This window comes from Scrofimicrobium canadense (assembly GCF_009696615.1).
Taxonomy (GTDB): Bacteria; Actinomycetota; Actinomycetes; order Actinomycetales; family Actinomycetaceae; genus Scrofimicrobium; species Scrofimicrobium canadense.
Genome location: NZ_VULO01000001.1, coordinates 220,235 through 244,585 on the forward strand (window position 1 = coordinate 220,235; position 24,351 = coordinate 244,585).

Annotated in this window: 18 protein-coding genes; 16 read left to right on the forward strand and 2 right to left on the reverse strand. The window is 52.8% G+C overall.

Annotation, left to right across the window (positions count from 1 at the left end):
• Nucleotides 1-14: 14 nt before the first annotated feature.
• Nucleotides 15-977: a sugar-binding transcriptional regulator gene (locus FYJ24_RS01115; protein ID WP_206192418.1), complete on the reverse strand. Its 963-nt coding sequence runs from the start codon at nt 975-977 to the stop codon at nt 15-17.
• Nucleotides 978-1,156: 179 nt separating this feature from the next.
• Here FYJ24_RS01115 and FYJ24_RS01120 point away from each other — a divergent pair, with 179 nt between their 5' ends.
• From FYJ24_RS01120 to FYJ24_RS01165, 10 genes are all read left to right on the forward strand, one after another.
• Nucleotides 1,157-2,824 (forward strand): glycerol-3-phosphate dehydrogenase/oxidase, encoded by a 1,668-nt coding sequence (locus FYJ24_RS01120; protein WP_404814684.1) that lies wholly within the window; start codon nt 1,157-1,159, stop codon nt 2,822-2,824.
• Nucleotides 2,825-2,889: 65 nt separating this feature from the next.
• Complete coding sequence (locus tag FYJ24_RS01125; protein ID WP_318656414.1) at nt 2,890-3,684, forward strand: MIP/aquaporin family protein; 795 nt, start codon at nt 2,890-2,892, stop codon at nt 3,682-3,684.
• Nucleotides 3,685-3,709: 25 nt separating this feature from the next.
• Nucleotides 3,710-5,230, forward strand: a complete 1,521-nt coding sequence (gene glpK, locus FYJ24_RS01130) for a glycerol kinase GlpK (protein ID WP_154542758.1) — start codon at nt 3,710-3,712, stop codon at nt 5,228-5,230.
• Between the two features lie 217 nt (nt 5,231-5,447).
• Complete coding sequence (locus FYJ24_RS01135) at nt 5,448-6,194, forward strand: glycosyltransferase family A protein (RefSeq protein WP_154542760.1); 747 nt, start codon at nt 5,448-5,450, stop codon at nt 6,192-6,194.
• A gap of 53 nt (nt 6,195-6,247) precedes the next feature.
• Nucleotides 6,248-6,886: a uracil phosphoribosyltransferase gene (gene upp / locus FYJ24_RS01140; protein WP_154542762.1), complete on the forward strand. Its 639-nt coding sequence runs from the start codon at nt 6,248-6,250 to the stop codon at nt 6,884-6,886.
• Between the two features lie 27 nt (nt 6,887-6,913).
• A complete protein-coding gene (locus FYJ24_RS01145; protein WP_154542764.1) occupies nt 6,914-8,278 on the forward strand; it encodes an ATP-binding cassette domain-containing protein in 1,365 nt (454 codons plus the stop codon).
• 94 nt (nt 8,279-8,372) lie between these two features.
• Complete coding sequence (locus FYJ24_RS01150; RefSeq protein ID WP_154542766.1) at nt 8,373-9,590, forward strand: NADP-dependent isocitrate dehydrogenase; 1,218 nt, start codon at nt 8,373-8,375, stop codon at nt 9,588-9,590.
• A gap of 158 nt (nt 9,591-9,748) precedes the next feature.
• Nucleotides 9,749-12,052: a 6-phosphofructokinase gene (locus FYJ24_RS01155; protein ID WP_318656415.1), complete on the forward strand. Its 2,304-nt coding sequence runs from the start codon at nt 9,749-9,751 to the stop codon at nt 12,050-12,052.
• Nucleotides 12,049-13,716, forward strand: coding sequence for a glucose-6-phosphate isomerase (gene pgi / locus FYJ24_RS01160; protein ID WP_154542768.1), 1,668 nt, complete (start codon nt 12,049-12,051; stop codon nt 13,714-13,716). The genes FYJ24_RS01155 and pgi overlap by 4 nt, the downstream gene beginning before the upstream one ends.
• Nucleotides 13,717-13,942: 226 nt before the next feature.
• Nucleotides 13,943-14,485 (forward strand): MFS transporter, encoded by a 543-nt coding sequence (locus FYJ24_RS01165; protein WP_154542769.1) that lies wholly within the window; start codon nt 13,943-13,945, stop codon nt 14,483-14,485.
• Nucleotides 14,486-14,527: 42 nt separating this feature from the next.
• Here FYJ24_RS01165 and FYJ24_RS01170 read toward each other — a convergent pair whose 3' ends face one another.
• Complete coding sequence (locus FYJ24_RS01170) at nt 14,528-15,388, reverse strand: alpha/beta fold hydrolase (RefSeq protein WP_154542771.1); 861 nt, start codon at nt 15,386-15,388, stop codon at nt 14,528-14,530.
• A 133-nt stretch (nt 15,389-15,521) separates the two neighbouring features.
• Here FYJ24_RS01170 and FYJ24_RS01175 point away from each other — a divergent pair, with 133 nt between their 5' ends.
• From FYJ24_RS01175 to FYJ24_RS01200, 6 genes are read left to right on the forward strand one after another with little or no spacing between them, the layout of a single operon-like run.
• Nucleotides 15,522-18,017, forward strand: coding sequence for a bifunctional lysylphosphatidylglycerol flippase/synthetase MprF (locus tag FYJ24_RS01175; protein WP_206192419.1), 2,496 nt, complete (start codon nt 15,522-15,524; stop codon nt 18,015-18,017).
• A 37-nt stretch (nt 18,018-18,054) separates the two neighbouring features.
• On the forward strand, nt 18,055-20,463 hold the full coding sequence (locus tag FYJ24_RS01180) for an ATP-dependent helicase (protein ID WP_154542774.1): 2,409 nt from the start codon (nt 18,055-18,057) through the stop codon (nt 20,461-20,463).
• 52 nt (nt 20,464-20,515) lie between these two features.
• Nucleotides 20,516-21,667 carry an ADP-forming succinate--CoA ligase subunit beta gene (sucC, locus tag FYJ24_RS01185; RefSeq protein ID WP_154542931.1) on the forward strand — a complete coding sequence of 384 codons (1,152 nt, stop codon included), beginning with the start codon at nt 20,516-20,518 and terminating at the stop codon, nt 21,665-21,667.
• A gap of 8 nt (nt 21,668-21,675) precedes the next feature.
• Nucleotides 21,676-22,605: a succinate--CoA ligase subunit alpha gene (gene sucD, locus FYJ24_RS01190; protein WP_154542776.1), complete on the forward strand. Its 930-nt coding sequence runs from the start codon at nt 21,676-21,678 to the stop codon at nt 22,603-22,605.
• Nucleotides 22,606-22,634: 29 nt separating this feature from the next.
• Nucleotides 22,635-24,005 carry a cell division protein PerM gene (locus FYJ24_RS01195; protein WP_154542778.1) on the forward strand — a complete coding sequence of 457 codons (1,371 nt, stop codon included), beginning with the start codon at nt 22,635-22,637 and terminating at the stop codon, nt 24,003-24,005.
• Nucleotides 24,006-24,011: 6 nt separating this feature from the next.
• Nucleotides 24,012-24,305, forward strand: a complete 294-nt coding sequence (locus tag FYJ24_RS01200; RefSeq protein ID WP_154542779.1) for a DUF3017 domain-containing protein — start codon at nt 24,012-24,014, stop codon at nt 24,303-24,305.
• Nucleotides 24,306-24,351: the final 46 nt, after the last annotated feature.

The following is a 24,351-nucleotide window of genomic DNA, read 5'->3' on the forward strand; positions in this document are numbered from 1 at the left end:
GGGGTGTTCCCAGCTCATCGACTTCGACCATTGGAGATGCTTAAGACGCGTGTAGCGAGAGAAGAATCGACAACCAGATCGGTTACTACTCCCGCACGCAGTGCGCCGAGAAGGGGACCTGCCTTAGAGTCTCCTGCTACCGCGCAGATGCGCCTTGGAATTCGCCTTAGCTGTGAGGGGGGAGGCCCGGATGCGCGAGCATTGAGGGCCATGTCGGTGGAACCATCTTGACGCATAAGGACTGTGCACACATCGCCAACCACTCCGTCTTGCCGTGCCGCGTCGATTTCAGATTCGTCGAGGAAACCTGCCGAGTATACGTGACTTGGTAGACGCCCTGACATGGCTCCAACCCCAAACAGTGCGATGTCGCAGGATTCGATTGTCTCCAAGACTCTGCGGACTGAGCGTTCTCGCCACATCGCGTTCTTCGTTTCGGGGTAGTCGAAGAATGCTGGTACTGGAAAGTGGACCATTTTGGCTCCGAATGCCGTTGCTGCCTGGGAAATAATGGCATCGGCGTAGGGCATCCCTGATTCAGATGCATTGGCCGCGCCATTGAGTTGCACTACTGTGGTGCCGCGTAGTTTCCGTCCAGGAAGATTGGGAGTGATTGCCGAAGTGGTATTGCCCCACGCGATTCCAAGAGTCATTCCTGGTTCCATGAGTGAACTCAGATGATTTGCGCAGACCTGGGCAACGTCTCCCAGTCGGCTGATATCAGGGGCAGCGGACCGCACCGGCACAACCCAAGCGTTAACTCCGAACTCTCTTCGCAGTTGACCTCCCAAGCTGGACCGTGAGACGGGGGGAGCTTCGACAGAAATATGGACTAGGCCAGATTCGCGTGCAAATGAAAGAAGTCGGGACACTGTCGACCGGGAGACTCCCATCTGTCCGGCAATAGCTTCCATCGTCAGACCTTGTAGGTAATGCATGGACGCGGCTTGGTGCGCTAGTTCTTCACGATCGCTCATGTTCTATAGTCTCTCATGCACAATCGTGCAATAGAAGAGCGAATGCGTGCAGAACGGGAATAATAGGAAGAGGGTGGCTCCACGGAGAGAGCAACCAGTAAGGAGCGGACAAAGTGGCAACTCCAGTTCTTTCGAAGGAAACACGAGCGTCAGACATAGAAACGATGTCAAGTGGCGATATGCTTGACGTTCTTGTCGTAGGTGGGGGCGTAACAGGCGCAGGAATCGCGCTCGATGCAGCGACACGCGGTCTCAAAGTTGGCATAGTAGAAGCGCAAGATTGGTCCTCAGGCACCTCCTCGCGATCCTCTAAGCTGGTGCATGGAGGACTTCGCTACCTCTACCAACTCAATTTTGCTCTCGTAGCTGAGTCGTTGCGCGAACGAGGGTTGCTGCTTACGCAGAACGCACCCCACCTCGTCAAAGCGCAGCCCTTGCTGTGGCCGTTGAAGATTCCTGTCATTGAGAGAACCTATTCCGCAGTTGGGGTGGGGATGTATGACGCAATTGCGCAAATAGCGCATAGAGGATCAGTGCCGACGCAACGCCACCATACGAAAAAGACTTCTCTAAAACTATCGCCTGCGCTAAAGCCCGATGCGCTCAACGGATCTATCGTCTATTACGATGCCAGAGTCGATGACTCCCGTTTAGTTATTACGTTGGTCAGGACTGCTGTGCGCTACGGTGCTCTAGCAGCAAATAGAGTCCAACTTGTGGGCATCGAAAAGGACGCTACCGGTCACGTATGCGGTGCTGAACTTGAGGATCTTGAGAGCGGGAAGCGCTTTCATGTGAAGACCCGCTCGATCATCAATGCCACTGGCGTGTGGACAGAAAAAACACAATCGTTGGGAGGATCGACGGGTGGACTGAAGGTACTGGCCTCCAAGGGTATTCACCTGGTCGTTCCTAAGAACCGTATTAAGTCAAAAGTTGGCTTGTTCCTGCGCACCGAAAAGTCGGTGTTATTTATCATCCCGTGGAAACGCTATTGGATTATTGGCACCACAGACACGAAGTATCACGAAGACTTGCGGAACCCAGTCGCCGACAAAGAAGATATTCAGTATCTTCTTGATCACGCAAATTCAGTTCTGCGCGATCCTCTCACGACTGACGATATTTTGGGGACTTTTGCTGGACTGCGCCCGCTCTTGCAACCCGGAACTCTTGATGGCGATGAAGCGAAGTCAACCAAAGTGTCTCGTGAACACACAGTGACTGAAGCAGTGCCCGGTCTCACGGTTATTGCTGGTGGCAAGCTCACCTCATACCGCCAAATGGCTGAAGATGCCGTCGACTTCACTCTGGGTGAGCGCCGGGCGAAAGAGCGTCCCTGCGTGACTGCAGAAACACCTCTGCAAGGAGCCGACGGCTACCATGCCTTGTGGAACTCGCGTGAAAAGATTGCTGCGCAGTCCGGCTTGACAGTCGATCAAGTTGAAGATCTTCTAGATCGCTATGGTTCGGATATTTTTGCGGTACTAGATTCCATCAAAGAACGCCCCGATTTGGCTCAGCCTCTACAAGGCGCTCCTGAGTATTTACGTGCTGATGTGGCATTTGGCGTGTCGCATGAAGGGGCACTTCATTTAGAGGATATTTTGTTGCACAGAGTACGTCTGGTATACGAACACCGTGATGCGGGACTCTCGGCAGTCTCTGAGATTGCGGATCTTATGGCAGAAATACTCAAGTGGAATAAGAAGACGAAAGATAAAGAAATCAAGCAGTACGAGGATGTTGTGCGGGCAGTACGTGAGGCTGCCACAATCGAAGATGAGTCGGAAGCCCAGGCGGTGCGTGAGGCCGTCGAACCAATCCGTCCATTTCTGAATGTATGAGGTACCCGGGTACCAAGGTGGTCCCGGACAAATGCGTCTAACAGCGCGGAAGGAGAACGAACACAGTGCTTGAATGGGAAATATTTGCCAGCGAATTCGTTGGCACAGCAATACTGATACTTCTAGGTGCCGGTGTCGTCGCCAACAACCTTTTGCCAAAGGACAAAGGCAAAGGTGGCGGTTGGCTCATGATTAACTTCGGGTGGGGACTTGCAGTCTTTGCCGGTGTGTACGCTGCGTGGAAGTCGGGCGGTCACCTCAACCCTGCGGTCACCATCGCTAAGGTTGTCCAGTCCTGGTACGACCCTGCGGTCACATTCAATGGGCAAAGCGGTGAATTTGCCGCTCCAATTACATTTAGCTTCTTTATTATTTATATTGCAGCGCAGTTCCTGGGCGCATTTGTGGGAGCTATCTTGGCATATTTGGCGTATAAGAAACAGTTCGATCAGGATGCGGATCCAGCTTTGAAACTTGGGGTCTTCTCGACCGGTCCAGAAGTACGGTCTTACGGATGGAACCTTGTCACTGAGGCAATGGGAACATTTGTCCTCATCGCGTTTATTCTGGTAGCTGGCGGCACGCCGACGATGGTTGGCCCCCTGGCAGTAGCACTTATCATCGTCGGTATCGGTGCATCCCTTGGTGGTCCCACCGGCTATGCCATCAACCCAGCACGTGACTTGGGACCGCGTATTGCTCACGCGATCCTCCCCATCAAAGGTAAAGGCGGTTCAGACTGGGGATACTCTTGGGTTCCTGTTCTTGGTCCCATCATCGGCGCAGTCTTGGCAGTGGTTGTCATCTACGCATTTGGTCTTTCCACGCTCGATATCACCGCGTGGGGCATTGGCGCATAAATAACCGAACATTGAAAGGAATACTATGAGTGACGAGAAATTCGTCCTTGCGATTGATCAGGGAACAACGTCGTCCCGAGCGATCGTGTTCAACCACTCCGGAGAGATTGTCTCGGTGGGGCAACAAGAATTCGAGCAAATCTTTCCCAATCCCGGGTGGGTAGAGCATAACCCCGTGGAGATTTGGGATACCGTTCGGGCAGTCGTTGCCGATGCTCTACAAAAGGCACAGATTAACCGCCACAACCTAGCAGCAGTAGGTATCACCAACCAGCGTGAAACCGCGGTTGTCTGGGACAAGAACACGGGAGAACCCGTCTACAACGCGATTGTCTGGCAGGATACTCGCACCTCAGAGATTATTCGTGAACTGGGGGGTGAGGCCGGCCTCGAGAAGTACCGCGATAAAGTAGGTTTGCCTTTAGCAACGTATTTCTCTGGTCCGAAAGTTAAATGGATTCTGGATAATGTTCCTGGCGCTCGGGAACGGGCCGAAAAGGGTGATCTCCTCTTCGGTAATACCGATGCATGGGTGTTGTGGAACATGACCGGCGGAGTTAACGGAGGCGTTCACGCAACCGACGTTACTAACGCCTCACGCACCATGCTCATGGATCTTCGTACGCTCCAATGGGATCCAGAGATTTGTGAAGACATGGGGATCCCCATGTCGATGCTTCCTGAGATCAAGTCGTCGTCCGAGATTTACGGTTACGGACGGCCCAACGGTCTACTCATCGACACACCCATCGCGGGGATCCTGGGTGATCAACAGGCAGCCACCTTCGGTCAAGCATGTTTTGAAAAAGGCATGGCTAAGAATACCTATGGAACCGGCTGCTTCATGATCATGAACACCGGCGAAGAACTGGTGTTCTCGAAGAATGGTCTGCTCACAACAGTGTGCTACAAGATTGGCGACAAGGCGCCCGTCTATGCATTAGAAGGCTCTATTGCGGTAGCGGGCTCTTTAGTTCAGTGGCTTCGTGACAATCTGAAGATGATCAACGAGTCCCATGAGATTCAAGAACTCGCCAATACTGTTGAGGACAATGGAGGCGTGTACTTCGTGCCCGCGTTCTCAGGACTCTTTGCTCCCTACTGGCGTGACGATGCTCGTGGTGCGATTGTGGGCTTGACGCGCTATAACACCCGCGGACACTTGGCGCGTGCAGTCATTGAATCAACAGCTTTCCAAACCAAGGAAGTACTTGAAGCAATGGATGCTGACTCTGGTGACAAGCTGCTAGAGCTGCGCGTTGATGGCGGTATGATTCGCGACAATACGTTGATGCAGTTCCAGGCCGATATCATCGGTGTGGACGTTGTTGCCCCACAAGTTGCTGAGACCACAGCTCTAGGTGCCGCGTATGCAGCTGGCATCGCAGTTGGATACTGGGAGGGCGAAGCTGATGTCATTGCCAACTGGAAGGAAGGCAAGCGGTGGACTCCAGATATGGACCAAGCTGAAGTCGATCGCACTTATCGTCTGTGGAAGAAAGCAGTCACTCGTACCTTTGACTGGGTTGATGAGGACGTGCGCTAGAAGCACCTGATGAGATGGGCCCCGGAGTTTTCTCCGGGGCTCTTTTCTTACCCACAATTCCTTGTCCTCAGCTGCGTGTTATGTGCGTGTTATGAGAGAGTGGGGGTCGCAAAAATCCAGCAGCTGATGAGAGGGGCGGGTTATCGGAGAGGGGGTAATCGACGGAGGCCTGGGAGCAAGGGAAGTACGGTCATGGGAAGATAGGGAGGTGCCAGCTATGAAAATTGTCGTCGTTATTCCTTGTCGAAATGACGCCGGGTTCCTGCAACGATGCCTCACGGCCTTGGACCTGCAGACTCGCGGCCCTGACCAAGTCATCGTTGTAGATAATGCCAGCATCGATGACACCAGCGCTGTTGCGCGAGCACACGGTGCCACACTCGTATGTCAAAATCGTCGAGGTATTTGGCCCGCAGCATCCGCAGGCTACGATAAAGCATTTGCGGAGGATGCTGACATTATTGCGCGACTAGACGCTGATTCTGTACCGCCGGAAAACTGGTTGGCCCGTATTGAAAGAGCCTTTCGTGTGATCCCTTCCCTTGAGGGGATCACGGGCCCTGGTCGGTTCTATGGGACGGACCCTATTCGAAAATGGATTGGCGAACACCTCTACTTAGGTGCCATCGAAGGAATAGTCCACCCCTGGCTGGGGCACCCAATGTTTTTTGGTTCCAATATGGCTATGCGTGCAGAACTGTGGAAGCAACATAGGAATTCCGTGCTCTCACACCGTTCCGACATTCACGATGATCTCGATCTTTCCTTGCAGCTACGACCCGGAAACCGGATTATTTTCGATAGGTCCTTAGTCGTAGATGTGTCCGGTCGCCCGCTCGACTCCTTCAAAGACGTCACCGTAAGAGTGGGGAAAGCCTTTGTCACCTTCTATGCTACATGGCCGCAGGCCAACCCATTTTTAAGACGTCGTGAAGCGACTGGTCCGAGCCAGTCGAACCTGTGAATGGGCTCGGCGTGGATGTCATGGGCAGGCCTGTGAACCGCTAGGCTGAGGACATGGAACTTATTCATGTGCACCATCCTCTTGTCGATCACAAGCTGACGGTACTGCGCGACAAGGCAACGGCGCCGTCGGTGTTTCGTCACCTGGTCGCAGAGTTAGTAGCACTTTTGGCGTACGAGGCGACACGCCAAGTTGCTATAGAGGAAATTGAGATTGAAACCCCCGTATCGAAAGCGACCGGATGGGCGCTCAAAGAGCCGCGCCCTATGGTAGTTCCTGTCCTCCGGGCGGGACTAGGTATGCTCGACGGGATGTTGGCAGTACTGCCCAGCGCAGAGGTCGGATTTCTGGGAATGGTGAGAAACGACGAGTCTCTAGAAATTGAGACCTATGCTGAGCGGCTTCCGGATGATCTCACCGGCAGACAGTGCTTTATCTTAGATCCGATGCTGGCAACAGGATCGACAGTTGTAGAGGCCATCGAATACCTCCTCAAGCGTGGGGCTCGCGACGTGACGTGTATTTCGATTCTTGCAGCACGCCCGGGGCTTGAGACACTTGAGGCTGCAGTAGGAGATCGCGCCGACGTCCGAGTGGTCGTTGCCGCTGTCGATGAAAAACTCAACGACCACAATTATATTGTTCCAGGCCTAGGTGATGCGGGTGACCGACTTTACGGGGTAGTTGACTAGAGTCCCATTGACATCGGGGGAGGCATAGTGAATGCAGTGACGCGTATGGAGTGTGTCAGTGTATCCCCGTCTAACGCTCCGGCACTGCAGGGGATATCCTTAGTGTTGCCTCAGGGGGAAATCTGCGGTATTACGGGTCCGAACGGAGCTGGTACGTCTACCTTGGCTGGCGTGCTTGCAGGTGATTATGCTGACTATTCAGGCGACATTATTGTGGATGATCGCAGGGTCAGCCCGCGCAGTCAGAACGAAGCTACCGCGGCAGGTATTGGTGTTGTTAGACAACAACTGGTGGTGATTCCTACCTTTACAGTGCTCGATAATTTGGTCTTGAGTCTGGGCACCACGGGCCGCATCTCTGCGGCCATGCGCAAGGATATTATTGACCGTTTCAATGAGATGACTGTGCGGTATCGAATCCCGCTGGATATCCACGCGCCGCTAGATGGTATGAACGGCGCGCAACAGCAGTGGGTCCATATAGCGCGAATTCTGTTTTCCGATCCTCAAACTGTCGTCTTCGACCAATCTGAAGTCCGGTTAGGTGCCAGCCAGAGAGGGAATTTCATCGACCTAGTTGAAACTCTGCGCGACGAAAACAAGGCAGTCATGGTTATTTCTCATGATCGGTCGCTGCTTGAAACTGTGAGTAACCAGGTTGTGTGTTTGGATGAAGGAAGAGTCTGCGAAGCATTCCGGCCCGATGAAGAGCACAAATGGCGGCCGGTGAATTTTCCAGATGGTAGCCCTTCGACACATGCCCAAACCGTTAGACTGCAACAATTTGGACCATCGGGCGCTGAACCCGTCGATATGACAATTCCGCCGGGTTTTATCCTTGGAATGACCGGGAAAGAGCCCGAATATCGGGAGATACTCTTGGCTGCTATGGGAGGAAACCTCCGTTCTGTGGGCTCTCTTGTTGTGGGCGACCACCTCGCAAATGTGAAATCTTTAGAGACTGCACGGGGAAGCGGAATTCACTACATTCCAGCAGATGAAAGATTGATTGGGGCTGCAGCAGGGCGCAAACTTAGTAGTCTATTCACCGGCGATGCTGACTCATGGTTCGGGAGACTATTCGCCAAATCAGATCAAGCCCTCAGCCCCCTCGAACAACTAGAGATGATAACGAGGTTGTCGGAAGATGGTGACGTTGCCGTCCCCGCACTAGTTATCGTCGACCGGCCTACGCTAGGCATGGACGAAAAACATCAAGAGCAGGTTTTTTCCTTGTTGCGCAGACTCCAAGGGGTAGGCGCAACAGTACTCATTGCCAGCGATTCTTTAGAAGAGCTTCGCAACGGGTGCGACAGCATCCTCGTGATCAACCAGCCTGGAAACGTTACGGAAATTCCTCCGAGAGCTGTGTCCCCACAGATTCTTCCGTAGAGATTTGATCTGCAATACCGTTATTCGAGTTGGCTCTCGCCTATCCTCGAAGTAAACTCGATGTCGAGATAAATCGTCCGTGAAGGGAAAATCCATGGAGAAAATCAAAGTCGTCGGTCCTGTCGTTGATCTCGACGGCGACGAGATGACCAGGATCATTTGGCAGTTCATCAAAGACCGTCTGATCTTTCCTTATCTTGATATAGATCTGAAGTACTTCGATCTGTCTATCACCAACCGCGATGCAACCGACGACCAGGTGACTATTGATGCCGCTGAAGCCATCAAAAAATACGGTGTCGGCGTGAAATGTGCGACCATCACCCCCGATGAAGCCCGGGTGGAAGAGTTCGGACTAAAGAAAATGTGGAAGTCGCCCAATGGCACCATCCGCAACATCCTTGGTGGAGTTATTTTCCGTGAGCCCATCCTCATCAACAATATTCCTCGGCTAGTCCCCACCTGGACGAAACCGATCGTTGTGGGGCGCCACGCCTTCGGAGACCAGTACCGTGCCACTGACTTTAAAGCACCAACGGGTGGGACAGTTACCCTCACCTTTACCCCCAATGATGAGTCAGAGCCCATGGAATTCGACGTCGTCGAAATCCCAGAAGCCGGCGGCGTGGTGATGGGAATGTACAACTTTAACGAGTCGATTCGCGATTTTGCGCGCGCATCTTTTGCCTACGGGCTCCAAAGAGGATTCCCAGTCTATTTTTCAACAAAGAACACCATTCTCAAAGCCTATGATGGTGCGTTCAAAGACATCTTCCAAGAGGTATTCGACGCTGAATACAAGGAACAATTCGATGCAGCGGGCCTCACGTATGAACATCGCCTCATTGACGACATGGTTGCAGCAGCCATGAAGTGGGAAGGTGGATACGTATGGGCGTGCAAGAACTATGACGGTGACGTTCAGTCTGATGTGATTGCTCAAGGATTTGGATCGTTGGGCCTTATGACATCGGTACTCATGTCGCCAGATGGAAAAACCGTCGAGGCGGAAGCGGCGCATGGAACTGTAACTCGCCACTACCGTCAGCACCAGGCTGGTAAGCCCACATCAACAAATCCGATAGCGTCAATATTTGCGTGGACACGCGGACTTCAACATCGCGCCAAGCTTGACGGGACCCCAGCAGTCGCCGATTTTGCACTCACTCTTGAAAAGGTCGTTGTTGAGACGGTAGAGAACGGGCAAATGACCAAGGACCTTGCTCTCTTGATTGGTCCCGAACAGCAGTGGCTCACCACTGAAGAGTTCTTAGATGCCCTGGACCACAATCTCCAGGCAGCACTGAACTAACGCCGCATAGGAATACCCCGTACAAGATGTGCGGGGCATTCCTATGGCAAAAACTGTTTGCCGCCAAGAGCGTCTTGCGGATAGGTGCGGCATCGGCACCACCGAGTAGAATATCAGCGGCGCCCAGATCAAAGCCGGGCCATGAGAGAGGTACTTGAGTGAGTGACCTGATTGTGGGGACCAGACCCGATAACGGAAAGCCGATTCGCTTGGGGGTCCTTACCTCCGGTGGAGATGCTCCCGGAATGAACGCAGCAGTGCGAGCTGTTGTTCGTACTGCCCTTTCAGCGGGAGCAGAACCCTTCGCGATAATGGAGGGGTGGATCGGCGCAATTAATGGAGGAGACTCCATTCGCCCCATGAAGTGGGCAAGCGTCTCCTCGATACTCAATAAAGGTGGCACTGTCATCGGGTCGGCACGCTCCGATGAGTTCCGCACCTATGAGGGTCGTACCCGAGCAACGAAAAACCTGCTTGAACAAGGAATTGACAGGCTCATTGTCATCGGTGGAGATGGCTCGCTGTCTGGTGCTGACGAGTTCCGCCGCGAATGGGCGCAACAACTAGAAGGACTGGTTGAATCTGGTGAGGTGAGCGCAGAACTTGCCGCCGCCCACCCAGAGCTCACCCTGGTAGGTCTTGTGGGGTCCATCGACAATGACCTTGTAGGCACCGACATGACAATCGGTGCAGACACGGCTTTGGATCGCATTGTTACGGCAATGGACCAAATTACTTCAACAGCAGCATCTCACCAGCGCACTTTCATTATTGAGGTGATGGGACGGCACTGCGGTTACCTGCCACTCATGGCTGCAGTTGCTGGTGGTGCGGATTATGTATTTACACCTGAAGCGCCTGCTCATCCTGGGTGGCAACAGGACGTATGCGCTCGCCTCCAAGAGGGGCGCGACGCTGGCCGACGTGAATCACTGATTCTCGTGGCAGAAGGTGCCCGCGATACCGAGGGCAAAGATGTCACAACACAGGACATTGCGGAAGCTCTCAAAGACGGCCTGGGCGAAGACGCGCGTATTTCTATATTGGGACATGTGCAACGTGGCGGGTCACCGTCGGCCTACGACAGGTGGATGTCCACTCTCCTCGGATATGCTGCTGCCCAAGAACTACTGAGCCCACAAGCCTATGGTCAAGCATGTATTTTAGGGGTACGGCATAATCGCGTAACGCGCCTAGACCTCGAACAAGCTGTTATCAATACCCGGTCCGTCCAGAAAATGATTGACTCCGGCGATTACGTTGCCGCTAAGAAAGCTCGGGGAAATACGTTCTTCGAAATGAGTCAGATATTCCACGTTCTGTCTGATCCGCCGGACGAGGCGAACCCCGCCAGTGCGCCGCGTGTCGGCATCCTTCACGCAGGAGGACTCGCTCCTGGAATGAATACTGCCGCAAGGGCAGCCGTGCGCATGGGAATCAACCGTGGATGGAATATGGTGGGCATCGACGGGTCCTGGCAGGGACTTGCCGATGATCGCATTCGTGAACTCACATGGTCGGATGTCGAAGGCTGGGCTTTTGACGGCGGTGCCGAACTTGGAACGCGTCGCGAAATTCCCCCGGTGGAATCCTATTACGCGATCGGACGGGCAATCGAACGCAACCGGCTTGACGCTTTACTGGTCATCGGTGGTTTTAACGCATACCTTGCTGTCATGCAAATGAGTCAGGAGCGCAGTCGATTCCCAGCCCTTGCTATCCCCACGGTTCTCATTCCCGCATCCATTGACAATAATCTCCCAGGCGCAGAACTGGCAATCGGAGCGGACACCGCTCTGAACAATGCAGTATGGGCTTTGGATAGAATCAAGGAATCAGCAGCTGCCTCTAAGAGATGTTTCGTGGCCGAAGCAATGGGAAGAAAATGCGGCTACCTAGCTCTTATGAGTGGGATAGCTTCGGGTGCCGAATACGTTTACATCAATGAAGAGCCTCTTACTTTAGGACAGCTTTCCGAGGACTCAGTAATACTGCGAGAGTCTTTCGAACAAGGGCGACGTCTTCTCCTAGTAGTGATGAATGAAGAGACATCAACCCACTACAATCGTTCTTTCATCGCCAAAGCCTTTGAAGCAGCGGGCGAAAACCTCTTTGATGTAAGAGATTCTGCACTGGGATATATCCAGCAGGGGGGCGCGCCAACGCCATTCGATCGGCTCTTGGCTACCCGATTGGTGCATGCTGGACTCAACAGTCTCGAAGAGTCATTGAGCAGTGGCGCAGCAGAGGCTCTTTACGTGGGCATGGACAGTCACGAGATCACCGCACGGCCCATAGAAGACATGCCACGAGATGTCGACATGAACGCTCGCCGCCCCAAGAAGCAATGGTGGTTGTCCATGTATCCAATCATCGAAGTGGTTTCCTTAGAGAACGCAAAAATGTCAGTGCGTAAGGTTCCCATCCTCACCGCAGATCAGACCCAGGAGAATGAAAAATGAGCATCCCTCAGCCAGTTGACCCTACTGCTACTGATGCATGGAAAAAACTTGAATCTCTGGCAGACACATTCCAGCCGAACCTACGCCAGTGGTTTTCTGATGACCCCGATCGCGGCGCCTCGTGGAGCTTTGATGCTGGCGACTTGATGGTCGACCTGTCGAAAAACTTGGTTAACGAACAGATTCTCAGCGAGCTCTTAGCGCTTGCGGAGGAAACGGATGTTCTTGCCCATCGTGATCGTATGTTTTCTGGTGATCGTATTAATGTCACTGAAGACCGCGCTGTCCTTCATACGGCATTGCGTCGTCCGGAAGGTGAAAGACTTCTTGTTGACGGTACAGATGTCGTGCCGGCGGTCCATGAAGAGTTGTCGCGGATTTTCGATTTTGCTCGCAAAATTCGATCTGGCGCGATTACTGGTGTGACTGGTAGACGCTTCACCACTATCGTCAATATCGGTATTGGTGGATCAGATTTGGGTCCTGTGATGGTGTACGAGGCGTTGCATCCGTATGTTCTCGAGGGACTCGAATGCCGTTTTATTTCCAACATCGACCCCACTGATGCAGGAGAGGTGATCTCAGACCTCGATCCTGAAACCACTTTGGTGGTGGTGACTTCCAAGACCTTCACAACTCTTGAAACCCTCACGAACGCGCGGATAGTGCGTTCCTGGTTCCTAGAAGCTTTGCGGGAAAATAGTGTTAGCTTTTCTGAGGCCGAGGCAATCTCTCAGCACTTCATTGCTGTTTCCACAGCACTAGACAAAGTGGCAGAGTTTGGCATAGATCCTGCAAATGCCTTCGGTTTTTGGGACTGGGTGGGTGGCCGCTATTCGGTAGATTCGGCCGTCGGAACATCACTAGCGATAGCGTTGGGGCCGGAGAACTTTGCGCAATTCCTCGCTGGCTTCAACACAATGGACAGACATTTTGCGCAGACCCCTGCAGAGAAGAATGTTCCACTGCTGATGGGATTACTCAATGTCTGGTATACCAATTTCTTAGATGCTGACACCCATGCTGTACTGCCTTATGCGCAGTATCTGCACCGTTTTCCCGCATACCTGCAGCAATTAACCATGGAAAGCAACGGAAAGTCTGTGCGATGGGATGGCTCTCCAGTCACCTACGACACGGGTGAGATCTTCTGGGGTGAGCCAGGAACCAACGGACAACATGCTTTTTATCAGTTAATTCATCAGGGTACTAGGCTGATCCCCGCCGACTTTATTGCATTCGCCTCGCCGCAGTTCCCGTTCAAGGACGGAGAGGCAGATATGCATGAGTTGTTCCTCTCTAACTTTTTTGCCCAGACAAAAGCCTTGGCTTTTGGTAAGACAATAGAAGAAGTGAGGGCCGAAGGAACCGCTGAAGAAATCGTTGCGGCGCGTGTATTCCCGGGAAACCGCCCATCGACATCCATCATGGCTCCTGCGCTAACCCCGTCTGTACTCGGGCAGCTGATCGCGCTCTATGAACATCTCACTTTTGTACAAGGCGCCGTCTGGGGTATCGACAGCTTTGACCAGTGGGGAGTTGAGTTAGGAAAAGTCTTGGCGCGCGAACTTATGCCCGCGGTTGAAGGAGACTACAAAGCTTTAGAACAGCAAGACAGCTCCACTCGCCAGCTGATCGAATACTACCGTTCGCACCGGCAATAGCGGATGATGAGTCACGGCCATTGGTGCCGTGGTTCCATGGGGTGTTGACTGCTGGGGCAATAGGAGGCGCTCTCCTCGCGGCAGGTATGGTCAGGTTAGGCGTGCCCATGATAGTGCACCTGGCGGCGGTTGCGATTGCTGTTGTCGGTTCCGTAGCACTAGCAAGCCTCCGTGCCCCAGAGAGTTCGCAGGCACGCGTAAATCAACGCTTCTCCAGACGTTCCGCATGGCTAGAGCCGCGTACCCTCTGCATGGGTTTACTGGCAATGTCTTTTCCTTTGGCGAAGGAACTGTAAATGATTGGATACCCGTGGTATTCACGGACGGAATTGGTGTTGACGATTCATTAGGGATTCTAGCTCTAGCTCTTTTCCTTGGATGCGTGTTGGCGGGACGAATTGTGGGGCCATTTGCTATCAGTAGGTGGGGGCGAGTCCGAGTCTTACTGGTGCTCGTGCCTCTTGTGATTGTTGGAAGTCTGCTGGTTGTGTGCGGCGGGGGCTACCTCCCCTTTCTGGGAGTCGCATTGTGGGGCCTGGGCGGCAGTCTAGGGATTCCCATTGCGGTTTCTGCTGCTGCCGACGATCCTAACAAGGCACCAGCACGTCTGAGTGTCGTTAGTACGATCTCATTCTCATCGTTTCTTTGGGGGCCGCTCCTGGTTGGCTTCCTGGGCGATAACGTGGGGGTGCGTCAAGCACTTCTAGCCGTGACCGTAATGGCTGGTCTGGCCATGGGGCTTCTTCCTGCCACAAAAGTGAGATCCTGACTTCTAAAGCTCTTCTTTCCGTAGGATCATCGAGTCCGAGGGCTACTGCACTTGGCGAGGATGTACCATGGCGCGCACAACCTCGTACGTATGGTCTAAAAGCGTCTGCAGGTGGGTTGCAGTGGGATCATAGATCCTATGGACATGCGGTATGCGCGCGGCTAGTGCATCGGTGTCTCGAGCCGGGATAATCCAGTCGCGGCCACCTTGGACGATCCACACAGGCAGAGGTGGGCTTTGATCTGACAAAATATCTGCTAGGTGTTCGAGGTCTACCCCCCAATTATTACGAAGGGTGAGGGCATCGTCTACCAGTCCGGTGGTCCCTTTTCTCGTCGCGCGTTGAGCAGACCTGGCCAAAATATTGCGGTAGGTACCAGGAGGCCGCGATGAATGCCGACCAATATCGTCTGCGCGAAAACTTGCCACTAAAAGAGAGGGAAAATGAGTGATTCCTCGATATAGGAATAATCCAGCACGTAAGAGTCCGGCGGGTACGAACTTCTCCCACGGGTCTTTCGAACTTTGAGGGGCGATGAGGCCTATGGCCCGAACCTTCGATGCTAAGAATGTGCCGGTGACAAGTGCGTAAGGGCCACCTCCGGACCATCCCATCACGGAAAACTGGTTCAATTCTAAAGAATCAGCTAGATAAGCAATGTCTGTGCAGTATTGCGCTAACGACTGATTAATATGAGTTGATCCAGCGATCCCGGGCCTATCGACCGCAATAATCATTGCCCCAGCTGTCTTTGCTGCGCGATCAAATACGGCTGCCTCCAATGCAGAACCGGGAGTACCGTGCATATAGACAATGGGGAAGCCAGAGGGGTCTCCAAAGAGAAGCCAACTGATATGGCGTCCATCGGGCAAAAGAAAATCGTGTTCGTTTTTACGTCGCATACGTATTCAACACTACTCGAAGGATCAGGTTCGGGTAAGGTTCACATCAGGGGAATTAACGAGACGAAAGCGAAACACTATGGGTGACGCGCCACAAATTGCATATGATTCAAGTACTCCGCGGCGGGTACGCATGCGACTTGCGCATGATAGTCGAGCATTCGCTCGATGGATGGCTGGCGGGCCGGTAAGTGTATTCCTTTCTCTGCTGCTCTTGACGATATTTATCGTATCGGTTTCGATAGGTCGCGAAAGCCTTGAACCCTATATTGCTGCTGGCGTCGGACACTCCTGGTGGACAGTTTTTACTGCTATTTCGTGGTCGCATAATGCAATAGAAATGGTTATCGATATAGCACTACTTCTATCCGTGGGGATATGGATTGAAAGAGCCATGGGATCAGGATGGTTTATTCTCATCGGTGCTATTTCATATTGGTTTGGTGCATTTCTTACGGTTCTTATTGCCGAGGGTATAGATAGTATTGACCCTGCCTGGGGGGATCTCCTAGAACAACAGGAGATCGTTGGTATAGCCGCATTCCTGATTGGTGTTGGAAGCGCTGCTGCGGTGAAATTACCGGCATTATGGCGACGACGCGTCCGCACGATGGTTGTGTCCATCCTTCTGGTCATGTTGGCTTTCGCTGGAACCCTTGGAACCATCTTTACGTTGGTGACTGCTCTTCTGGGTACTGTTTTCGGTATCATCGTCTGGCATAAGAGCCGGGATCGTGCAGCGTCGGTTATGGCAGGACCGCAACAAGGTCGCGGCCTGGTCGCCATCGTAGTAGCAGGCATTGTGATTGGAACTCTGATTTCACTGCGCTCGCCTGAGATGATTGGTGCGCTTTCTTCCATGAAATACACAGTTGCTTCCGACGCGATTTCCCCCGATATCGTTGATCAGATGTGTGCCGTAGAGACGCTGTCGGCACAATGCGCTCATTACAGCTATTTACTACGCGGTGGAGGGGCGGGAGCACGTCTCTTAGCGCTTATGCCTTTGGTAACCCAGCTAGTGTTGGCCTGGGGATTGCGAGGAGGCCGTCTAGCGGCCTGGTGGGGGACCGTCATTTTGCAGTCGCTCACAGCTGTAGTTGCGCTAGTACATATGGCAATGATTTGGGGCGAGGTGAGGAACTGGGAAGAAGGATCAGAAATTCTTGGCTTCAATGAGCTTGGATTGCCAACAGCGCGTTTTATTGTGCCAGTTGTGGTTCCGTTAGTCCTTCTTATAATCGTGTGTGCGAAACGTAGTCTTTTCACGGTTCGCGCTGGGAGTGGTACGTATGAAAAGGCCGGAAGAACTCTGGGAGTGATCACCGCCCTCACACTGCTAGTCTCTCTCATCATTGGGGTATCGATTGGTGCGACTAAAACATTTTTATCAACGGTGTGGATTCTTACGACCGACTTCCTTATCCGCCTGTTACCGTCATCGGTGTTGTCTTTAGTAACCCCGCAGATGGTAGAGGAGTCGGAGGGGGCAATCGTTCTTATGAGCTGGGCTCCTCTTGTACCTTGGGCGGCATTGATAGTGTTACTGTGGCGTTCTTTTCGGCGTCGAGATCTACCTAATTCGATTAGCCGTGCTGAATATATAGAAATCGTACGCTCAACCAACGCGGGGTCAATGGGGTGGATTACCACATGGGAGGGGAACAACTATTGGAAATCGTCGCATTACGAAGCAGCTATCGCTTACCGATCTGATGGTGGGGTCGCTCTCACAGTCTCTGATCCAGCGGTGCGCACTGAAGAGCTGGCTGATGTGCTTGAAGAATTCGTTGGTTTCGCCGTGGGACAGGGTCTAATCCCGGCTTTCTATTCGGTCCATGGCCCAGTCGTCGCAGTCACTGATACGTGGCGTTGGTCCCGGCTGCAAGTGGCAGAAGAAACGTTGCTGGTGTTGAACGAATTAGAGTTTAAAGGCAAAAAATTCCAAGATATTCGGACTGCATTGAACCGTGCTAGAAAAGAAGGAATCAGTACACACTGGACTACGTTTGCAGAATGTAAACCCGCATATATGGCCCAGATAAAACAAATTTCAGCCGAATGGGTTTCGGATAAGCCACTTCCTGAAATGGGTTTTACTCTGGGAGGCGTCGCAGAGTTGGATGATCCGGATACGCGTATTCTCCTTGCAATCGATGATGCTGATACAGTCCATGGCATCACCTCGTGGATGCCTATTTATGAGGATGGCAGAATAACCGGCTGGACATTGGATTTCATGCGCCGACTAGGTGGAGGATTCCGTCCTGTGATGGAGTACTTGATAGCCTCGGCGGCATTATGGGCAAAAGAGAATAACTATGAGATTCTTTCTCTCTCGGGTGCTCCACTGGCAAGGGCCAAAGGAGTAGAAGATGAAGCAGGTTCTTCCGCGCAAATACTTGATCAAGTACTCGACGTGTTAGGGAAAACTTTGGAACCGGTCTATGGGTTCAGATCGTTACTGAACTTTAAGTCGAAGTTCAATCCTGAATACGCACCCATTTATCTTGCCGTTCCATCGATTGTCGAATTGCCTACTGTGGGACTTGCCATTGCACACGCTTACTTACCTAGTTTGACCTTGAAAGATACCATTACTCTGGGTACCAGCTTGCGACAGAAGTGATCAACATGTCGCAGGACTGTCTTAGAGTTGAGGGGCTATGGATCTCTTTGACTCGATTGCCGCCGATGCCCAGTTTCGCCGTGTAGGTAGTGCGCCTACGCCTGCACACCGTGCGGAAGCCGATGCTCTCCTCGAAGGACTCAACCCTGAACAGAAGGCTGCCGTCATTCATCAAGGCGGCCCTCTTCTGATCATGGCAGGTGCGGGTTCAGGAAAGACTCGCGTGCTCACCCACCGCATTGCGTACCTGCTCGCTACGGGAAGAGCTCAAGCCGGTGAGATTATGGCTATTACCTTCACCAATAAAGCAGCTGCTGAAATGCGTGAACGGGTTGGGGCTTTGGTGGGTGATGCTCAAGGGCGGCGGATGCTAGTGGCCACTTTCCACTCGGCTTGCGTGAGGATCCTGCGTCAGAACTACGATCCAGCTGGGCTCAAGTCGACATTCTCTATTTACGACATGCAGGACGCCCAAAGACTGCTTGGGATGGTTCTGAAAGCTCAAGATGTTGATGTCAAACGGTACACACCACGCTCAATTGGAGCTCGAATCTCCGACCTCAAAAATGAGCTGATTACACCTAGCGAATATATTTCAACAATGGGCAGTGACCCCGTTTCTCAGATTGTCGCGGCCGCGTATCCTGAATATAATCGGCGTCTGCGGCAGGCTAATGCGGTGGATTTTGATGACATCATTATGCTGACGGTGCAAATGCTTTCGGAGAATCCCGCTATCGCTGAGTACTATCAGCGTCGATATCGACATATCTTGGTGGATGAGTATCAAGACACCAATCACGCGCAGTATGTTCTCGTCCGCCACCTTGTAGGAATTGGGGCTAATGCGGTGGCTCCAGGTGAACTTACTGTCGTAGGTGATTCTGACCAGTCCATCTACGCTTTTCGCGGTGCTACGATTCGCAATATTGAAGAATTTGAGAAGGACTTTCCCAACGCTCAGACCATCGTATTGGAACAAAATTATCGTTCTACTGGAAATATACTGTCAGCGGCCAACGCTGTCATCAGCCGCAATAGCGGACGTAGGCCGAAGAAATTGTGGACCGCCTCTGGATCTGGAGATCGCATCGTTCTTGACGCGCTGGACTCGGAGTATGAAGAGGCCCGTAATGTCATCCGCCACATAGAAGCCCTTAATAGTGAGGGAGCTGACTGGGGTGATATAGCGGTCTTCTATCGGACTAATGCGCAATCGCGTTCGATGGAAGAAATGCTGATGCGATCGGGCATTCCATACCGGCTTGTTGGGGGTACTCGTTTTTATGAACGCATGGAAATCAAGGACGCTTTGGCATATTTGCAGGCGGTAGTTAATCCAGAAGACACAGTAGCGATACGCAGGATTCTCAATACGCCAAGACGGGGAATCGGCGATAAGGCAGAAACAGCGATCATGGCGCACGCAGACCGCTACGGGCTCTCTTTTGGGGCAGCGCTTGATGCGGTCACCCAGGGGGAGACTATAGATGGCCTATCTCCACGTGCAGCTACCTCAGTCGCAGAGTTTTGGACTATGCTCGCAGACATTAGAACGCAAGCAGAGTCGGGCGCCAGTACAGCTCACGTACTTGATGAGCTCATTTCGCGTTCTGGATATTTAGCTAAACTACGTGAATCTGAAGACCCACAGGATGCCTCGCGCGTAGAGAACCTCGCCGAATTGCTTTCTGTTGCAGAAGAGTTCGATGTTGAGCGACGCCAAAGTGGTGAGACTGAAGGCACATTGGCGGCTTTCTTGGAAAGAGTCGCTTTGGTGGCAGATGCGGATCAAGTCCCAGGGGATGACGACCGTCGCGGGGCAGTCACCTTGATGACCGTTCACACTGCGAAAGGCTTAGAGTTCCCTTACGTGTTTGTTACCGGGCTGGAGGATGGCACGTTCCCGCACCGGCGTTCTATGGAGGACATGTCTGAGTTAGCCGAAGAACGGCGCCTGGCCTATGTGGCGATTACTCGGGCGCGGAAAAAACTGTTTCTTTCACGTGCGGCTACCAGGTCTGCATGGGGGCAATCCGAAGCAATGGCCGCTTCGCGGTTTCTTGATGACATCCCCGAAGAGACTGTGGAGATCGGCCGCGAACCAACCCGTGAGACTTACGGATTCAGCAGCGGGACATCGACCTCATCCAATTCAGGCATAGCGTTTGGATCGGGCAAACCTGGTTCTTTGCAGAGCACTTTCGTAAAATCACAACCAACAAAGCGCCTCGGTTCGCCTGCAGTGGGAGGCGGAAAACTGGGACAAGCCAGTGCAAAGCCCGCACTAAAGCTAGAGCCCGGGGATCGAGTAAAACACGGAAAATACGGTGAAGGTACTGTGACGGGCATTGATGGGAGCGGCCCGCAGGCAGTAGCGCGTGTTGATTTTGGAGGAACACAGAAACGTCTACTCATCCGCATGGCACCTCTCAAAAAACTCTGAGACAGTTATCCTGGAGTAACTGACAAATGTGTCACATGAAGGGATGCGACTTTTGGATCTTTACGAGTTTCAGGCGCGCGATATTTTTGAAGATGGCGGTGTGCCCGTTCTGAGCGGAATCACCGCTACTGACCCCGCACAGGCGCGGGCAGCCGCAGAAGAGCTAGGATTTCCCTGCGTGATAAAAGCGCAGGTGAAAATAGGTGGAAGAGGTAAAGCTGGAGGTGTAAAGCTGGCCCATTCTGCTGATGAGGCAGAGAGCATTGCTGCAGATATCTTAGGTATGGATATTCGTGGCCACACCGTACACAAGGTGATGGTTGCGCAGGGCGCTGATATTGCTGAGGAATATTACTTTTCGATTCTTTTAGATCGCGCTGAGCGTACGCACATAGCTCTGTGCTCTCGTGAAGGCGGTATGGACATCGAGACCCTCGCGGTCGAGCGTCCTGAAGCGCTAGTGAAATATCAGCTGGATCCGTCTATCGGTATCAACGATGAGGTTGCTCGAAGTGTTCTCGGCGAAGCAGGATTTACCGATACGGACGCGCTAGTACCCGCGCTGGTTTCGTTGTGGAATGTGTATAGCCAACACGATGCCACACTGGTTGAGGTGAATCCGTTGGTGCGCCTCGCTGACGGGAGCATTATTGCACTTGATGGAAAAGTCACTTTGGATGACAATGCTGCCTTTAGACATCCGGATCATGCTGCACTGGCGGACAATTCCTCGACAGATGAACGCGAAGTGGCAGCACAAGAAGCAGGCCTTAACTATGTGCGCCTTGACGGGCAGGTAGGAATAATCGGCAACGGTGCGGGCCTCGTCATGTCAACGTTGGATGTGGTCGCACTGGCAGGTGAAAAATATGGAGTTCGGCCAGCAAATTTCTTAGATATCGGAGGGGGTGCTTCCGCCGAAGTCATGGCGGCCGGACTGGATGTTATTCTTTCTGACCCACAGGTGAAATCAGTCTTTGTCAATGTCTTTGGAGGAATTACCGCGTGTGATGCTGTTGCCAGCGGCATAATTGGAGCATTGGATCTTCTTGGAGACAATGCGTCAAAACCAATTGTTGTCAGGCTTGATGGCAACCGAGTGGAAGAAGGTCTTGCCATTTTACGCGAGGCACACAACCCCCTCGTCACGATAGTTCCAACGATGGATCAAGCTGCAGAAATTGCCGCAGAACTTGCCGCTTAGGGAGAGACATGAGCATTTTCTTATCATCGGACGACAAGGTAATCGTCCAAGGCATGACTGGTGCTGAAGGAATGAAGCATACCGCGCGTATGCTGAGCGCCGGAACCACCATTGTGGGGGGAGTGAACCCTCGTAAAGCAGGCACATCTGTGACGTTTGATGTTGAAGGTTACGGGCCGCTAGCGGATGAAGTCGGTATCAAACAGGTTGACATTCCCGTATTCGGTACAGTCGCAGAAGCAAAGGAAGTGACAGGGGCTACTGTATCGGTAGTTTTTGTTCCTCCCCGTTTTGCAGGCGATGCTGTGCTGGAAGCTATTGATGCTGGAATCGGTATGGTCGTCGTCATCACTGAGGGAATCCCTGTTGCTGACTCCACACGATTTGTTCAGCATGCGCTGCGTAAAGGTGTGCGCCTTATTGGACCTAACTGTCCGGGGATCATTAGTCCAGGACAGTCGAATGTTGGCATCACCCCGGCCGATATTACTCCTAGGGGGCGTATCGGATTGGTGTCAAAGTCTGGCACCCTCACCTATCAAATGATGTACGAACTGCGCGATATTGGCTTTTCTACATGCATAGGAATTGGTGGCGATCCAGTTGTGGGAACTACTCACATTGACGCGTTGGCAGCCTTCGAAAAGGATCCTGAGACTGATGTGATTGTCCTTATCGGAGAAATCGGCGGTGATGCGGAGGAACGTGCAGCGGCGTACATTGCAGAACATATAACAAAGCCGGTTGTAGGTTATGTCGCGGGGTTCACAGCTCCTGAAGGTAAGACGATGGGGCATGCCGGTGCTATTGTTTCCGGTTCTGCCGGAACTGCTGAAGCGAAGAAAGAAGCTCTTGAGGCTGTAGGCGTTGCTGTTGGGCGAACTCCTTCGCAAACGGCTGAACTAGCTCGCGCGGCGGTGGGAGCGCTTAACGAATGACGGCTTCAGGGGGGCGGCCCACTATAACCGTGAGGCTGCCCTCCGGCTGGGCCCGAGCGGCGCTTGCTGGTATCGAATCAGCATTCTTCGCATGGCTCATTCCGGTCATAGTGGGTGTCACTGGCTTCTGGGTAGTGGCGTCAAATCCTTGGCTGCGTGAGGTCAGTTGGGAGGCCGGTGCTTCTATTGGAGCTAGCTTCTGGGCGATTTCACTGGGGGGCGATGGCAACCTTGGCGGAGTTCACGTTGGCTTTTTTCCACTCCTATGGTCTCTTTTGCAGGTTCTGTTTCTCCGTGGGTTCCTCTTACAAACTCGCGACTCGGATGTAGGTGCTTCATGGGGTGCTGTCCCGGCTTTTACTCTTACTTCGACGGTGTTGGTTCTTGCATCAGCTGACGCCACCGCATGGCGAGTAATTCTAGGTTCCCTGTGTGTATCCGCGCTCGCTGCTTTGTGGTCAGACTACTCGGCCAGGCATAGGCGCGGAACGCCGATGGCGGGAAAATGGCAGTGGTTATCGGATGGAATCCGGTTGGGGGCGCTGTGGCTGTTGGTAGCAGCGGGCACTTCGCTAGTTCTTGTTGTTATCAGTTGGAGTGTGAATGCCGGGTCATTGAGATCAGGTTTTGAACGGCTAGGCCCCGGGGCAGGTTTTTTCGCCACCATGCTTTTCATGTTTTTTCCTAACCTCATCGGCTGGGCCTGGTCGTGGATCACGGGTGCTGGATTAATTGGACCCACGGGTGATGCCGTGAATTGGAGTAATCCGCGTACCTCAGACTTTGTGATTCCCTATTGGACTTTGGTTCCCGTTACTTCGGGTAGTCACCTGATTCCATGGATACCAGTGCTGCTGGGGGTTGTTTTGGGGGCTGCGACAGCCTACCGCCGTCGCCGGGTTGCTCGACTGGACGCAAATTTGCGACCAGTCGCCGTCGCGTGTGTCTTCTTCACGGTGGTACTGACGGCGTGGCTTATGCTGAGCGGAGGGTCCCTTGGCGAAGGCAAACTGGCATATCTGGGGCCTCAGGTCTTAGCAGCGATCGGCTGGACCGTGGTGAAGATGTTGTTGCCTCTGATAGCAGTGGTAGCAGTATTTCACCCGCAGACTTTTTCTCTTGCGCGTCGGGGGGCCCAACGGATGCAAGCATGGGCACAAAGGAAACTACAAAAGCCCAAAGACCAAGAAAAGTCCACAGAGACTAAGGACCCAGAGAGTGTCCCACTTCCCGATGTAGACGGAACATCTATTCACAACAAGAGAATGCCTGCGGTTTCGCGTCAGAGCTCTCTAGAGACAGAAGTGATTCCCGAGGTTGAGCAAGGACGTGCGCCATCATTGCCTGAAGCTTCGCGACCGCAAGAAGAACATAGAACTGATCAATCCACGCGAGAGTGATATCCAATGAACTCGGAAGCCTTTCAACATTCACGTGCATCCCTCATTTTTGGAATCGTGACTGCTGCGATTGCATTGGGAGCTGTTGCAGCCTGCCTTATTCTGACTGTGCTGGGGCGCGGTTATGCTGGATGCCTCACCGTTGGGATAAGTGCTTGTGCCTTGGGAGTGATGCGTGGAATGTGGCCAGGTCGCCCATGGTTCGCTTCCCGCAGTCGCGTGACCGACGTGATTGCATATGTTCTCATTGGAGGAGCACTGATCTTTTTTGCACCATGGGTGAATGCACTACCCGCATGAGGTGAAACACAATGAAAACATGGGAAAAAATTGTTTACGTACTCAT